Source organism: Maritalea sp. S77 (genome assembly GCF_049801075.1).
Taxonomy (GTDB): domain Bacteria; phylum Pseudomonadota; class Alphaproteobacteria; order Rhizobiales; family Devosiaceae; genus Maritalea.
The window spans coordinates 212,286-225,551 of sequence record NZ_JBNAGG010000004.1 but is presented as its reverse complement, the minus strand read 5'-3'; the positions used below and the strand labels follow the sequence as shown (position 1 = coordinate 225,551).

Genomic DNA, 13,266 nt, shown 5'->3' with positions numbered 1-13,266 from the left:
GTTCCTTTGTCTAAAAATATGGTAACTATAAATAATGGACATTAAACAGCTTGTCAACATCACATCGCGGGCATGGGCGGTGCCAATTCTGGCAGCGATGCACAACGGCGTGCCGGGGAGACAAGCACCATTACTCACCGCAACCGGCGCAGGGCGCACTGCCTTTGCTCAAAGCATGACGCACTTAATTGAAATTGGCCTAGTGGAACGCAATCCCGGCCACGGCCATCCATTGCGACCAGAATTTCGCCTAACAATCCCGGGCAAAATTGGCGCAGAAATCTCACACAAGATTTCGACTTTGGCAGGCAAAGAGCATCGTGATTTATTGCGCAAGTCTTGGACATTGCCCGTGCTCGCCATCACCCACACGCCCCATCATTTCAACGATATTCAGCGCGCCCTCGACCCCATAACAGATCGCGCCCTTTCCCAAGCCTTAAAAGCATTGGAAGAACGCAAATGGGTTCACCGCGAGGTTGACCACGAAGCCCGCCCACCGAGGCCGACCTATAGCGCAGCCAACACTGGCAGCAAGATCAGCGCGATTATGGCGCCTTATCTTGCATAGCTAAAAGCGGGCTAAGCCCGGATTACGATAAGCTTCGGGATAAGGCTTCGGTGTAAAGGGTCCGAGTGGTACCACATTGTTCCACGAGCGGCCAAAGTAGCCTTGGCGACAATGGATCAGCGATCCACTTTCCGCCACACCTTCCAGCGCATAGACGCGGCAGAGCCATTGCCACAAATAAGGATAATCGAGAATTTTCGCGCCGTTCAATTTCATGCGCACATAATAAACCGGGTCATGACGGTAAAGCGTGGGGAACAGCCGCAAATCTGCATCGGTGAAATCTTCACCCGTGAGAAAAGGCCGCCCATCGGACAGCAAATCATTGAGGCTGGCCAATGTTTCAAAATAGGCTTCAAACGCCTTTTGATAGACCGCTTGATCAGATGAAAAGCCCGCCTTATAGGCCCCATTATTGATGTTGGTGTAAATCAGTTCATTGAGCTGATCAATTTTATCACGCAGCGCATCATCTTCCGGATAAAGCACGGGACGTTGTTGATCGTCCAACCCGCTACCAAGCGCGACCGCATGCCGATCTAACATGCGAATAATCTCCGCACTCTCATTATTCACAATGCGCTTGGAGTGCTTATCATAAAGAATGGGCACCGACTGCTCACTTGCCCCCTCGGCGCGATAAATATCCTTCGCGATCCGAAAGCCCTCACCCGTCGCCGTCTCACGCGTACATTCGGGCAAAGTCTCGCCCGTTAAACTGGCAACCCGATCAGGGCTAAATTCCCACAAACCCGCCCCAGCTGGATCATCATCACCCGTGCGGTTGGGAAACGCCACATCCATAGAGATCACATCCTGCAACCCCAACACATTACGCGCCAACACCACCCGGTGGCACCATGGACAATTGAGCGCCACGAACAAATGATAGCGGTTTGGCTCTGCGGGAAAATCGCGGTCACCAATCTGACCACGAAACCCGCTAACTCCACGCACAAACTCTCCGCTTTTGCGCCGCGCGGCAGCGTTCGTTTGGTCTTCTTCAGTAGAGGTGTTTGTGGGGTTGGTCATTGAGCCGCCTCTTTGCGTTTCCTTAGCAACATGTGGGATCAGCATAGGGTTCTCGAAGGCTGATGCAATGGCTTCACGCGGACTTGATGAACAGAGTGCAACCTCAAATACTTAATCGCGCGTCACCCTCACAGTTGCCGCCCCTCCATGTACTACAATGCACACATCATTCCGCCGCTACACGACGCAATTTGGCGTGCTCGCCTGCACATCTTGATGAAATCCGATATCTGCCAGAATATGCGGCGCCCCGAGCGCCAGACGTGACAAGTCAGCATGCATCCGCGCTTCAGGCGCTGGATTACGCCTAGAGATAGTTTTTCTCATCACATCGATCACGACATGAAAAGTTGGCCAACTGATCAATCTGTCTAATAAAGCGCTATTCATGTCGATTTCCCTTAATAATTGCTAATACTCCCAAGATACGGCATGATAACGCAGACAAACAAACCACTTTATTGCACGCATAGGATTAGAAAAGCTAACCCAATATGGCTAAGCTACCGCCCCTTAATGCCTTAAAAGCCTTTGAAGCGGCTGCGCGACATGAAGGCTTTATCAAGGCCAGTGAAGAATTGCATGTGACCCGCGGCGCCATAAGCCGGCAGATCAAACTGCTGGAAGCGCATTTGGGCGCACAGCTTTTTGCGCGCCATGCACAGGGGGTGAGCCTGACACCGACGGGCCGACAATTGTTGCCAGTGCTCACTGAAGCCTTCAATCAGATCGCGACCGCGACAGACCGCATCACTTCTGATGCCGGAGAATTGCGCGTGATCTGCCCGCCGGGCACCTCCATGCGCTGGCTGCTGCCAAAGCTGGACAGGTTTCAAGACCATCACCCCGACTTCAGGGTCCGCCTCACCACAGATTTTCACGCCAAGGGCGGATATGACAGCACGGAAGCAGACGTGGGATTTTCGGTGACCAACTGGCCAGATCGGCCACCATCTCTGGCCGTTGAACCAATTTTCCCGGTGGTGCTGACGCCAGCCTGCTCAGCCGACTATTTGCGCAAAATGAATATCGAGAAACCGGACGATCTTGCGACCTGCCAATTACTGCATGAAAGCAAAAATCATGCGGACTGGACCGCCTGGATCGCTCAATTTGCGCACCACGCGATAGACCCAAAACACGGGCAGGATTTCCCCAACCTCGATATGGCCACTAAGGCCGCCGCGATGGGCGCGGGGATCGTGATGGCCGATTTGGTCTTATGTCGCGAGGAACTGGAAACGGGCACATTGGTGACGCCCTTCCCCAACCTCACCTGCGCTTCCCCGCTGGGAGAGGTCTGCTTGATCGCCGACCAGGCGAAATGGTCAAATCCCAACGTCACCGCCTTCCGCAACTGGGTTCAGGCGGAAGCGCAGCAAGACCGAGAGCATCTCCAGCGACATTGGGGAAATTGGAAATAGGCAGGTCTTAAAACAGGGCGTAGAACCGCATCGCCAATCTGAACACGAGCCCCAATGACCGCACGCACAAACTCACCGCTTTTGCGCCGCACGGCAGCGTTGGTTTGATTTTCTTCGGTGGCGGTGCTGGTCTTGTCGCTGGTCATAGGCGGTTCCTTTCCTCCGAACACTGTTGCGAAGACAAACGCGGATCTTCAGCATAGGGTTCATAAACAGCAAGGGAAATGGGATTTAGCGGAGGTGAAATAACAATCTATTCAATATCCGCAGCCCTAAATTCGCTCAAATATGCACTGCTCTAGCTCCTTAAATACAGGCATCTCAAGCGACATATGTTCGGAGAGAGTTTTCTTGAAGTTATCCGGACTGATACTTCCCTTGATTCCACAAATATTTCTTATTCGGCCAGTTTCGTCCTTTAAATTTTGATTTGTAATATCAGTAACAAACTCATCGTAAGAGTCTCCATCGAATATCAGATTGTTCGCCTCGCAATACGCCTTGAGGACATCCTTGTCATAGAGGTAGTTCTCAATTTCCCAGCGCTTCAAAACGCGGTGATTTTGGGGATTATTGCTGAGGTAAATCTGTCGGTCATTCTCAGTTGTCTCTTTACCAGAGGCCATATCTCTGTCCTTGAGCACCAGAATTTCAACCGCCGGAAACACCTTTCCTAGCACTGCCAGCGCGATCGCGCTACGCTGGTCAGGCTCAGTATTGCCGCCACTTGAAGTAAATAGAACTTCTGGATAATGCTTCGAAAAAATGGTGTTGAACACTTGCGCGTCCAATCCCCGTTCTCGCCCATTAGGTCCTGGTTCTGCCCTCCCTTCACAGTAAATTATCTTTCTGGGGCTAACCAGGCTAGCCATATCGTCCAAAGCAATCGAGAAAAGATCGCGCCAAGTCCCAGGGCCGATTTTTACCGGAGTAAGGGTGTGCGCTTCGGAGGCCAAGTTATCTTCTGAGCGAAATCTTATTATCTGGCACCTATCTCGCATCTCATTCTGCAAAGCCCTAAGAAACCCAATACTATGTGTAGTGAGCCAGATCTGACAATTGGGACCGACTAACCGATCTATCTCATTCAACAACTTCCCTTGGATTGCAGTATTTATGTGAAGCTCAGGCTCATCAAACAAGAATACCGTCTCGTCGTAATCCTCTCTACGCAGATATAGGTCAAGCAATAAGTCAACGACTTCCTTCTCACCCGAAGACAATACATTGAAGTCGAATACCGTTGAATGGTCTGGCTTGCTAAAATATAAAGCTCCCTGATTGCCTTCGACGTTACCCAAATTGTCAATCGTCAAATCCAGACAATTTTCAATTGAGGTATTAAGGTCGCCAATGATTTTTGCCTTGGCGTCACTAGGCTTTAGGTCATGCTCATCAAGATAACGATTATAAAATGCATATAGCCTTCTATAGTTTTCCACCATCTTGTCGTCCAAACTAGAGGCATCACCAGCGCCGTAGTTGTTTTGCTTGATTTCTGGAACTGATCGAATTTCAGTAACTTTTAATAGGCTGTTATAACGATAGGGACTACGGAAGGAGAAAATCGTATTTTCACTACCTTTGTCAGCCTTTGATGCATAGATTTCTCTGAAATTACCAGTCGTAAAGTGAATTTCTATATCAGTGTTCTTAACAACACTCCCAGACATTGAGTGGTAGTTCTGATCATTGCTACGTCCTACGCCAATCGGGCGAAAAGCTCTCGCATGATAAAGCAACCCATCGAACACACTACTCTTTCCGCAGCCATTTGGGCCGACCAAAGCAACGATTCGAGCAGGATTAGAACCGAGGTCAATCGTTAGATCATGAAATCTTTTGTAGCCATTCTTGAGGCGAATTTTTGTAATACGCATAATAGTTTATCACTCCTAAAGAAACCACAAACACCTGTAACGCCATTTACTATCTTAGATAAAGCCTAGACTACTATCACCCCAACGCCAAAAAGGTCGCACAGCTGATGCCGTGCAACCTTTCCCAATCTGGGTAAGATCATTGGTCTTTGTTGCGACTTTTGCCTAGCGGCGGTGTTGCCGCATTAGGGCGATTTCATCCATTTCGGCTTGTTCGCGCTTGGTTTCTGCTGCCGCTTCGCGCGCATGTTCGCGCTGGTCGAGCAGTTCCACCTTTTTCAAATCTTCCACCGCTTCGGCCAACTCGTCCTGCGCGGCTTCCAGCTTTTCGCGCATTTCATCGGCAGAGGCCATCAAATTGTCGCGGCGGGTTTTGGCCGCCTTGGCAAATGTGGAATAGGCAAAATGGTCTGTGTCGGTGATGCCCGTTTTTTGATGCTCAACCTCAATCTGCTGATCCAATTCTGACGCCATGCGTTCAAAATCAGCCACCATCATTTCAATCTGCATCACAGTGCGACGCTTTTCGTCGACTTGAAACTTCTTTAACCGAATGAGACTCTCATTCCGTGATTTCATGACTTGTACTCCTTACCCAACCAAGCCGTCATTATTTACTGCCCCCTACGCGGGCAACAATTTCTTCTAGCGCCTGATACCCTTCTAAAAGGTTCACGCGCTCGTCCTGACGCTGCGATAAAAACGCATCGAGCGCAGGCGCAATGGAAATAGCATCATCCACTTTCGGATCTGACCCAGAGCGATATGCCCCCAACCGGATCAATTCCTCCATGTCAGCATAAACCGACATATATTCCCTTGCCTTGGTCAATACCGGCTGAAATTCAGTCGGCACACACCCAGGCATGGTGCGTGAAATAGACCTCAAAACGTTCACCGCCGGGTATCTTCCCCGCTCGGCAATCGCCCGTTCCATTACAATGTGACCATCAAGAATCCCGCGAACGGCATCCGCAATGGGCTCATTATGATCATCACCTTCTACTAAAACGGTAAAAAGTCCGGTAACAGAACCAGAATTTTTTAACCCTGGTCCCGCGCGTTCTAATAATTTTGGTAATTCTGTGAAAACTGTAGGCGGATAACCCTTCGCGGTCGGCGGCTCGCCCGTTGCCAACCCAATCTCGCGCTGGGCCATGGCAAAACGAGTCAAACTATCCATCATGCACAAAACGCGCTTACCTTGATCGCGGAAATATTCCGACAGAGTCAGCGTCATAAAAGCCGCTTGCCGCCGCATCAGCGCAGGCTCATCCGACGTGGCCACCACAATAATGGCACGCTTCAGCCCCTCCGGCCCCAAATTATCTTCGATAAATTCCTGAACCTCGCGGCCCCGCTCACCGATCAAACCAATAATCGCCACATCAACATCGGTGTTGCGCGCCAACATCGACATAAGCACAGACTTACCGACGCCAGACCCAGCGAAAATGCCCATCCGCTGCCCATCGCAACATGTGGTGAAGGTGTTGAGCACCTTAACGCCCAAATCTATCGGGTTGCCAACGCGCGCCCGATCATGCGCTGCAGGTGGCGATGCCCGCAGATTATAGGACGTTGCGCCCCGCATAACCGGGCCACCGCCATCAATCGGCTCGCCTTTTGCATTGACCACACGGCCAAGCCAACTTTCATCTGGCTGTACCGTGCCGCCATGTGAATAAAAGATTGCTTTGCACCCCAAGCGCACGCCCTCAAGCGGGCCGAATGGCAAGCACAATGCATGATCATCCTGAAAGCCGACAATTTCGCACATCACACGATCGCCGCCGCGCGTTTCGATGGCCACGCGGCCACCCACACGCAGTTCGCGCACCGGGCCAATAATCTCCACCAGCAAGCCCTGAACGGTTTTCACCCGCCCATACACTTCCTCAGCGTCCATAGCCTCAATATCTGCGATGAGTGATTTCACGTGGCCCCAATCCTTTTGATTCGGTTAATGCTAACGATTCCTTAACTCGAATTCACTAATTTAGGCCGAAATGGCAAAAAAAGTTCAGTTTTTGCCCAAACCCTTTTCCCACAGATTCATAGGCAATTCACCGAGTCGCAAGAGTCGGTTGCAACACTTTCTTAAACTAAATTATTAAGTTGATAACCATCATTTTTATCATATTTTTCAAGCACTTAATCTAATTATGTGATAAGTGTAAATGCATATTGCAGAACTGAATTAAACTTTGTTAACTATTTCATATTAGGGTTGAATCAATATCCAGTAGGATTTGTTAACGATCAGGGGCATCGCGCAGGTGTCGTTGGTAAAGGTTCCAAGACGGAACAGGAATAAGGGGAACGACATGCGGGTACTCCTAGTTGAGGACGATAGCGCCACGGCGCAGAGTATTGAGCTGATGCTCAAATCAGAAAGTTTCAATGTGTACACCACTGACCTTGGTGAAGAAGGCGTGGATCTGGGTAAGCTTTATGATTATGACATCATTCTGCTTGATCTGAACTTGCCTGACATGAGCGGCTATGAAGTGTTGCGCACATTGCGTGTAGCGAAAGTGCAAACACCGATCCTAATCCTGTCTGGCCTTGCTGGCATTGAAGACAAGGTTCGCGGCCTCGGTTTCGGCGCTGACGACTATATGACCAAGCCATTCCATAAGGATGAGTTGGTTGCACGTATTCATGCAGTTGTGCGCCGGTCTAAGGGCCACGCTCAATCTGTTATTCGCACTGGCGATCTCACCGTGAATTTGGACACCAAAACCGTTGAAGTTGGCGGCCAGCGTGTTCACCTCACTGGTAAAGAATATCAAATGCTCGAATTGCTGTCCTTGCGTAAGGGCACAACCCTCACCAAAGAAATGTTCTTGAACCACCTTTATGGCGGCATGGACGAACCAGAGCTTAAAATTATTGACGTGTTCATCTGCAAGCTGCGCAAAAAGCTTTCAGTGGCCACTGGCGGCAAGAATTATATCGAAACCGTTTGGGGCCGCGGCTATGTGTTGCGCGAGCCAGATGAGAACGAACTCTCAGAAAGCGCCTGATCTTAGCATCTGCTTTCAACCCAATTTTCAAACCCCGCTTCGGCGGGGTTTATTTTTGTATGTACGACTGTTGTGACCCGCCTCAGGCCTTCACCGCCCCTGCCGTTAGCCCCGCAACCATATGCCGTTGCAAAAACGGATAGATAAACAGCACAGGCAAAATGCCTATAATGCTGGCGGCCATGATTTCATTCCACCGCACACCTGAACCAACCGCATAGGGATAGAGCCCCACAGGCAGCGGCTGCAACGTAGGATCCCACAAAAAGGCATAGGACAGCACAAACTGTTGCGAATAGGCGCCGATAAAGGTGGCGATGGCCACCACCACAATGCCCGGCATGGCAATTGGCAAGATAACACGTCGCAAAATATAAAGACGTGACGCACCGTCCACCCATGCCGCCTCTTCCAATTCGCGCGGAATGGTCATCATGTAAGACCGCAACAGCCAAATACCCACAGGGATCAAAAACGCTGCACCCGGCACAATCACCGCCAATTGGGTATTCAACAGCCCCAATTTGAGAAACATCTTGAACAGCGGCAGCACAAATACGGTGGGACCAATCATCGTGATGGTGAGAAACGCGGTGAGTAACAACGCACTTCCCTTAAACTTAAATCGTCCGAATGCCCAAGCGGCGGGAATGACGGCAATCAGGGTTAAAAGCGTAACGCAAAGACCAATAAAAAAGCTGTTCCAGATAAATTGCCCAAGCAGTGGCACCCGGTTCCAAACAGAGAAATAGGCATCAAAACTCATGCCTTCGGTGAACACTTGATAGGGGATCGAAATGATCTTTCGCCATGGGCGAAGCGATACCAAAAAGGCTTCGAAAAATGGCGCGAGAAGAAAGGCCAAAAACGCGGCAATGCCAGCATATATGCCGACCAATTCATACCACCTATATTTGTTGATCATGACCCATTTTCTCCTCCGTCACTAGTGCATTAAAACCAAACTTCGGCAGGCTCCATAGCGAAGCGATCTATCCCGCACCATAATGTGGATGATCTTGGCAGTTCGTTTCCAAAAACACTCAGATAGAGACTGGAAACATGGCTGAATTGCCTGCAGGGTCAGTTTAGAATCAAAAATATTTTCAATATGTTGACGGAATTATCGCCATAGTCAACTTTGTAACAATCTAACGTATGTGTCAGCGATGCCGACGGGCACGCATCGCTCATGATATGCGTGCCCTAACCATCGATCAATAAAGACACGCACCAGTGGTGGGCAGGAGCACGGCGTAAACACTTGTCGATGCGGTGATGAAGAGACGGTTGAGTTTAGGGCCACCAAAACAAACGTTTGACACAGCCTCAGGCAGAAATATTTTGCCCAGCAACGTGCCATCTGGATCATAGCAATGAACCTCGTCCTGCGCGCTCGTCCAAATGCGGCCTTGAGTATCAAGGCGAAACCCATCAAAAAAGCCCTTTTCGCATTCAGCAAAAACCTCACCGCCCGAAAGTGTTCCTTCGCTGCCCACAGCGAATTTGCGAATATGACGTTCGCCACTTGGATAACGCGTACCGCCACTATCGGCGATATAGAGCACCTGCTCATTCAATGAGAAAGCCAGCCCGTTCGGACATGCAAAATCTGTCGTGACTTGTTTGATCTCGCCTGTTGTCGGATCAAGGCGATAAACATGCTCTCCATCGAGTTCTGGTTCAGCGTAAAACCCTTCATAGTCGGATTCGATGCCATAAGCAGGATCGCTGAACCATATCGTGCCGTCTGAGCGCACCACCACATCATTTGGACTGTTGAACCTATTGCCTTTGTAATGACTGGCAAGGACCGTTACCGACCCATCATGCTCAATGCGGGTGATGCTGCGGGTTCCATGTTCACATGCGACGATGCGGCCCTGCCGATCAAGGGTTGAGCCGTTCGTGTAGCAACCAAGCCCACTGCGAATATCGGCAACGCCGCCGGTCAACTCATCCCACCGCAGGCGACGATCATTTGGAATATCGCTCCAAATCAAACATCGAAATGCGGGCGAATAAACTGGGCCTTCCGTCCATTTACCGCCCGTCCAAATCTGCTCAATCGGCTCGTCCAGTTTAACGCTGCGTTTGAAGCGCGGATCAAGAATTTCGTAATGCGCTGTTTTGGTCATTGGTCTCTCCAATATTCTATGCTACAAAATCAATAGCAACATAAACTGCTATAGAAAGAATAGCAAATGATTGATATTCCAAGACCGGGCCAACCCGTGCGCGGCTCAAAAAGCGGTGCCCCCATCATGGCTCTGTTTGATTTGCTGGGGCGGCATTGGGCCATGGGCGTTTTATGGACACTCACTGAAATTGGTCCCTGCACCTTCCGCAAGCTTCAAGAAGAGTGTGAAACGATCTCACCCGCAGCGCTAAACACCCGCTTGAAAGAGCTGCAAGCAGCAGGATTTATCCATCGTACTGAAGGCGGATACGCAACCACAGAGTTGGGCAGTCGCCTTTATGATCAACTGAAACCGCTGGGCAGTTTCAGCAAAGAATGGGCCAAACATTTGGAGAAGGCATAGTGAATTTGCGGCACCGCCGAGACTAGACCAGCTGGAAAACCATCGGCATTTCAGTTGATGCGACAAATTGGTTGGTCACCCCAACCAATGTTTCAGACGCACCCAAAACCAATGCGCCGCCGGAGCGCAATTGTCGCGCCAAATGGGCTAAAATCTGCTGCTTAATTTCCAGATCAAAATAGATCAGCACATTGCGGCAAAAAATTATATCGAACATGCCGAACCGCGAGGGATTGTGCAGCAGATTGTGCACTTCAAATTGCACCATCTGCCGCAATGCAGAATTGATCTGCCATTGGCCATTTTCCTGTGTGAAATAATTCACCAACCGCTGGGCAGAGAGGCCCCGCTGCACTTCAAACTGGGTAAACAACCCATCTTTCGCGCGCGATAAGGCCGTCTCGCTCAGATCGGTTGCAAGGATTTCCGCGCCAACCGTCAGCCAATGATGTTTTTTAGAAGCTAGGAGCATAGCCAAACTATAGGGTTCCTGCCCCGTGGCAGCTGCAGCGCACCAAATACGCACTGGCCGCTGTTCCGTCCGCGCCTGCGCTATGGCTTGTGGCAGCAACACATTTTCAAATGCATCAAAGGGCTTTTGATCCCGAAAAAAGAAGCTTTCATTTGTGGTCAACGCGTCGACCACAGCTTGCTGCACCTCGCCCAATGCCTGAGGCAAGTTGGCGGCCAATGCATCAATATGATCAAAGCCAAAACGTTGCACAACCGCCTCCAGCCGCGCTTCAATCATATAAATCTTGTTGGCCGTTAGCTTGATGCCAGCCTTTTGCTGCATAAATTGCGCAATGGTGCCCACGCTCTGCTCACGCATAAGGCATCGCAGCACGCTGCCCCTTTTGCTGCAATAATCCGCTCAATGCGTCACCCATTTCAGCCAGCCCGACGACATGGTGCGCGCTACCATTAGCAACCGCAGCCCCGGGCATGCCCCAAACTGCTGAGGACTGCTGATCTTGCGCGACAACAATTCCGCCTGCTTGCCGCACCGAAAGCGCGCCAGCAGCCCCGTCGCTGCCCATGCCCGTAAGCACAAAAACCGCGCCCTGTGGCCCATAATGCGCTGCAAAACTTTTCAAAAACGGATCCGCGGCGGGGCGACAAAAATGCTCAGGCGGGCCTTGATCCAAACTGAGGCAAAGCCCCGTCGCCCGCTGCGACAATCGCATATGATAATCTCCTGGCGCGACATAGAGATGCCCCGCCGCCACAGCCTGACCTTGCTCGGCCTCCCCGCCTCCAAAGTGGCTGAGCGTACAAAGATCTTTGCCCAGAAGCGGCGTAAAATGTGCTGGCATATGCTGCACAACAAAAACAGAAAGGTGGCGCGCAAATTGGCGCAAGTGCGGCATCAATTGCGAAAGAACAACCGGCCCACCTGTAGAAGCAACAAGCGCCAACCCGGTTATGCCTTGATGATGGGCCAGCGCAGACGAGGCCAGCGGTTTTGGTGCGGGCATTGGGGTTTGTCTCCCAACGGATGGCGACAAGGCCACCAGCTTTGCCAATAGCTCCTGCTCAAATTGGGAGCGCGTGATCGACCCACTCCCCGGTTTGGCCACATAGTCAGTTGCCCCCAAACTCATCGCCTTGAGCGAAATTTTGGCATTACGAGTGGATAAGGTTGAGGCGACCAGCACTTTGCATTTTGGCACGGCTTGCAACAAATGCGGCAAGGCAGTCATCCCATCCATAATCGGCATTTCCAAATCCAGTACAATAAGATCAGGCTGCACCTTGCGCGCCATCTCCACCGCCTCGGCACCGTTGGAGGCTGATCCAGCAACACAAAGGGCGCTATGCCCCTCAATCCAGCGCCGCATCAAACCGCGCACCACGGCTGAATCATCGACAAGCATCACCCGTGCCGCGCCCGCTATATCAGCGGTCGGATTGTGACCCACCATCAATTTTACTCCTAATTGGGCTATGCCCTAGTTCTGGTAAAGCCCCAGAAACTTGCCTTCCAAAATCTCCCGATCAAAAGGCTTCATCATATATTCATCGGCCCCGGCTTTGAGCGCCATGGCGATGTGACCTACATCATTTTCGGTGGTGCAAAAGACAATCTTTGGCATCTCGCCACCAACATAGGACCGCAATTTCTTTAAAAATTCGAGGCCAGACATCACTGGCATGTTCCAATCCAGCAATATTGTATCTGGCATGTTCTTGGCGCATTTTTCGAAGGCTTCTTTACCGTCCTCGGCCTCATCCACCTCAAAACCGATTTCTTCCAAAATCCGACGCGCGACTTTGCGGATAACAGTACTGTCATCAACAATCAGGCAGGTTTTCATTTTCATTCCCCCAAATCACGCGCAATGCATCAAGTCTTGTGACAGCATGTTTTCTAACATGCTATCCACATTCAATATAGTCATAAGACGCCCTTCATGACGCACCGTACCCCGAGCAAAACTGGCCAATTTCGGGTCTACATTGTGCGGACACGGCTGCACCTGCTCCGGCGCAAGCGAAACGACATCGGTGACACTATCCACCAAAAATCCATACGATTCGTTTAAATATTGAACATTTATCATCAAAGTTGCAGCCTTTTCGCCGCCGCCACAGCTTAAATATTGTGCCAAATTGAGCGCCAACACTATACGCCCGCGCATATTGAGCACACCCGCCACAATTTCCGGCGCTTTGGGCACTGGCGTTAGCCGATCCAACTTGTGCACATCACTTACCCACCCAACATCCATGCCAAAACATTGCCCACAAAGGTCAAAACTCACAATTTGCATCAATTGTTCTCCC

General features: G+C 50.7%; 15 protein-coding genes. 4 read left to right on the top strand and 11 right to left on the bottom strand.

The features are described 5' to 3' along the window. The first annotated feature begins 34 nt into the window (after positions 1–34). On the top strand, positions 35–571 hold the full coding sequence (locus tag ACP15Y_RS14220; protein WP_424983773.1) for a winged helix-turn-helix transcriptional regulator: 537 nt from the start codon (positions 35–37) through the stop codon (positions 569–571). Here ACP15Y_RS14220 and ACP15Y_RS14215 read toward each other — a convergent pair whose 3' ends face one another. Both ACP15Y_RS14215 and ACP15Y_RS14210 read right to left on the bottom strand, forming a co-directional pair. Then, positions 572–1,603, bottom strand: coding sequence for a glutathione S-transferase C-terminal domain-containing protein (locus ACP15Y_RS14215; protein ID WP_424983772.1), 1,032 nt, complete (start codon positions 1,601–1,603; stop codon positions 572–574). It lies immediately after the preceding gene. Between the two features lie 177 nt (positions 1,604–1,780). Next, positions 1,781–1,993 carry a hypothetical protein gene (locus ACP15Y_RS14210; protein ID WP_424983771.1) on the bottom strand — a complete coding sequence of 71 codons (213 nt, stop codon included), beginning with the start codon at positions 1,991–1,993 and terminating at the stop codon, positions 1,781–1,783. Between the two features lie 104 nt (positions 1,994–2,097). On the opposite strand from ACP15Y_RS14210, the gene ACP15Y_RS14205 reads away from it, so the two are divergent. Continuing rightward, entirely contained in the window at positions 2,098–3,027 is a 930-nt protein-coding gene (locus ACP15Y_RS14205; protein ID WP_424983770.1) for a LysR substrate-binding domain-containing protein, read from the top strand. Between the two features lie 272 nt (positions 3,028–3,299). Here ACP15Y_RS14205 and ACP15Y_RS14200 read toward each other — a convergent pair whose 3' ends face one another. From ACP15Y_RS14200 to fliI, 3 genes are all read right to left on the bottom strand, one after another. Continuing rightward, on the bottom strand, positions 3,300–4,907 hold the full coding sequence (locus ACP15Y_RS14200; RefSeq protein ID WP_424983768.1) for an AAA family ATPase: 1,608 nt from the start codon (positions 4,905–4,907) through the stop codon (positions 3,300–3,302). Positions 4,908–5,072: 165 nt separating this feature from the next. Then, positions 5,073–5,486 carry a flagellar export protein FliJ gene (gene fliJ, locus ACP15Y_RS14195; RefSeq protein WP_424983767.1) on the bottom strand — a complete coding sequence of 138 codons (414 nt, stop codon included), beginning with the start codon at positions 5,484–5,486 and terminating at the stop codon, positions 5,073–5,075. Between the two features lie 31 nt (positions 5,487–5,517). Continuing rightward, entirely contained in the window at positions 5,518–6,846 is a 1,329-nt protein-coding gene (fliI, locus tag ACP15Y_RS14190) for a flagellar protein export ATPase FliI (RefSeq protein WP_424983766.1), read from the bottom strand. 388 nt (positions 6,847–7,234) lie between these two features. Between fliI and ctrA the strand changes: the two genes are divergently transcribed. After that, entirely contained in the window at positions 7,235–7,936 is a 702-nt protein-coding gene (gene ctrA / locus ACP15Y_RS14185; protein WP_027834926.1) for a response regulator transcription factor CtrA, read from the top strand. 82 nt (positions 7,937–8,018) lie between these two features. On the opposite strand, the gene ACP15Y_RS14180 is transcribed toward ctrA, so the two are convergent. Beyond that, positions 8,019–8,861, bottom strand: a complete 843-nt coding sequence (locus ACP15Y_RS14180) for a carbohydrate ABC transporter permease (protein WP_424983765.1) — start codon at positions 8,859–8,861, stop codon at positions 8,019–8,021. A gap of 292 nt (positions 8,862–9,153) precedes the next feature. Further along, entirely contained in the window at positions 9,154–10,074 is a 921-nt protein-coding gene (locus ACP15Y_RS14175; RefSeq protein ID WP_424983763.1) for an SMP-30/gluconolactonase/LRE family protein, read from the bottom strand. A 66-nt stretch (positions 10,075–10,140) separates the two neighbouring features. Here ACP15Y_RS14175 and ACP15Y_RS14170 point away from each other — a divergent pair, with 66 nt between their 5' ends. Continuing rightward, positions 10,141–10,479: a winged helix-turn-helix transcriptional regulator gene (locus tag ACP15Y_RS14170; RefSeq protein WP_424983762.1), complete on the top strand. Its 339-nt coding sequence runs from the start codon at positions 10,141–10,143 to the stop codon at positions 10,477–10,479. Positions 10,480–10,501: 22 nt separating this feature from the next. Here the strand turns inward: ACP15Y_RS14170 and ACP15Y_RS14165 are convergent, their stop codons facing one another. The 4 genes from ACP15Y_RS14165 to ACP15Y_RS14150 are packed head-to-tail and all read right to left on the bottom strand — an operon-like array spanning position 10,502 to position 13,253. Beyond that, positions 10,502–11,311 carry a CheR family methyltransferase gene (locus ACP15Y_RS14165; RefSeq protein ID WP_424983761.1) on the bottom strand — a complete coding sequence of 270 codons (810 nt, stop codon included), beginning with the start codon at positions 11,309–11,311 and terminating at the stop codon, positions 10,502–10,504. Continuing rightward, positions 11,304–12,404, bottom strand: a complete 1,101-nt coding sequence (cheB, locus tag ACP15Y_RS14160) for a chemotaxis-specific protein-glutamate methyltransferase CheB (protein ID WP_424983760.1) — start codon at positions 12,402–12,404, stop codon at positions 11,304–11,306. Before cheB ends, ACP15Y_RS14165 begins: the two co-directional genes overlap by 8 nt. Positions 12,405–12,431: 27 nt before the next feature. Next, positions 12,432–12,797 (bottom strand): response regulator, encoded by a 366-nt coding sequence (locus tag ACP15Y_RS14155; RefSeq protein ID WP_424983759.1) that lies wholly within the window; start codon positions 12,795–12,797, stop codon positions 12,432–12,434. A gap of 15 nt (positions 12,798–12,812) precedes the next feature. After that, positions 12,813–13,253, bottom strand: coding sequence for a chemotaxis protein CheW (locus ACP15Y_RS14150; RefSeq protein ID WP_424983758.1), 441 nt, complete (start codon positions 13,251–13,253; stop codon positions 12,813–12,815). Between the last annotated feature and the right edge of the window lie 13 nt (positions 13,254–13,266).

Excerpts from the sequence above, each read along its gene's own strand:
- ACP15Y_RS14220 (WP_424983773.1), top strand. The coding sequence starts at position 35 with ATGGACATTAAACAGCTTGTCAACATCACATCGCGGGCATGGGCGGTG.
- ACP15Y_RS14200 (WP_424983768.1), bottom strand. The coding sequence starts at position 4,907 with ATGCGTATTACAAAAATTCGCCTCAAGAATGGCTACAAAAGATTTCAT.
- ACP15Y_RS14210 (WP_424983771.1), bottom strand. The coding sequence starts at position 1,993 with ATGAATAGCGCTTTATTAGACAGATTGATCAGTTGGCCAACTTTTCAT.
- fliJ (WP_424983767.1), bottom strand. The coding sequence starts at position 5,486 with ATGAAATCACGGAATGAGAGTCTCATTCGGTTAAAGAAGTTTCAAGTC.
- ACP15Y_RS14165 (WP_424983761.1), bottom strand. The coding sequence starts at position 11,311 with ATGCGTGAGCAGAGCGTGGGCACCATTGCGCAATTTATGCAGCAAAAG.
- ACP15Y_RS14180 (WP_424983765.1), bottom strand. The coding sequence starts at position 8,861 with ATGATCAACAAATATAGGTGGTATGAATTGGTCGGCATATATGCTGGC.
- ACP15Y_RS14205 (WP_424983770.1), top strand. The coding sequence starts at position 2,098 with ATGGCTAAGCTACCGCCCCTTAATGCCTTAAAAGCCTTTGAAGCGGCT.
- ACP15Y_RS14170 (WP_424983762.1), top strand. The coding sequence starts at position 10,141 with ATGATTGATATTCCAAGACCGGGCCAACCCGTGCGCGGCTCAAAAAGC.
- ACP15Y_RS14155 (WP_424983759.1), bottom strand. The coding sequence starts at position 12,797 with ATGAAAACCTGCCTGATTGTTGATGACAGTACTGTTATCCGCAAAGTC.
- cheB (WP_424983760.1), bottom strand. The coding sequence starts at position 12,404 with ATGGTGGGTCACAATCCGACCGCTGATATAGCGGGCGCGGCACGGGTG.
- ACP15Y_RS14215 (WP_424983772.1), bottom strand. The coding sequence starts at position 1,603 with ATGACCAACCCCACAAACACCTCTACTGAAGAAGACCAAACGAACGCT.
- ACP15Y_RS14150 (WP_424983758.1), bottom strand. The coding sequence starts at position 13,253 with ATGCAAATTGTGAGTTTTGACCTTTGTGGGCAATGTTTTGGCATGGAT.
- ACP15Y_RS14175 (WP_424983763.1), bottom strand. The coding sequence starts at position 10,074 with ATGACCAAAACAGCGCATTACGAAATTCTTGATCCGCGCTTCAAACGC.
- ctrA (WP_027834926.1), top strand. The coding sequence starts at position 7,235 with ATGCGGGTACTCCTAGTTGAGGACGATAGCGCCACGGCGCAGAGTATT.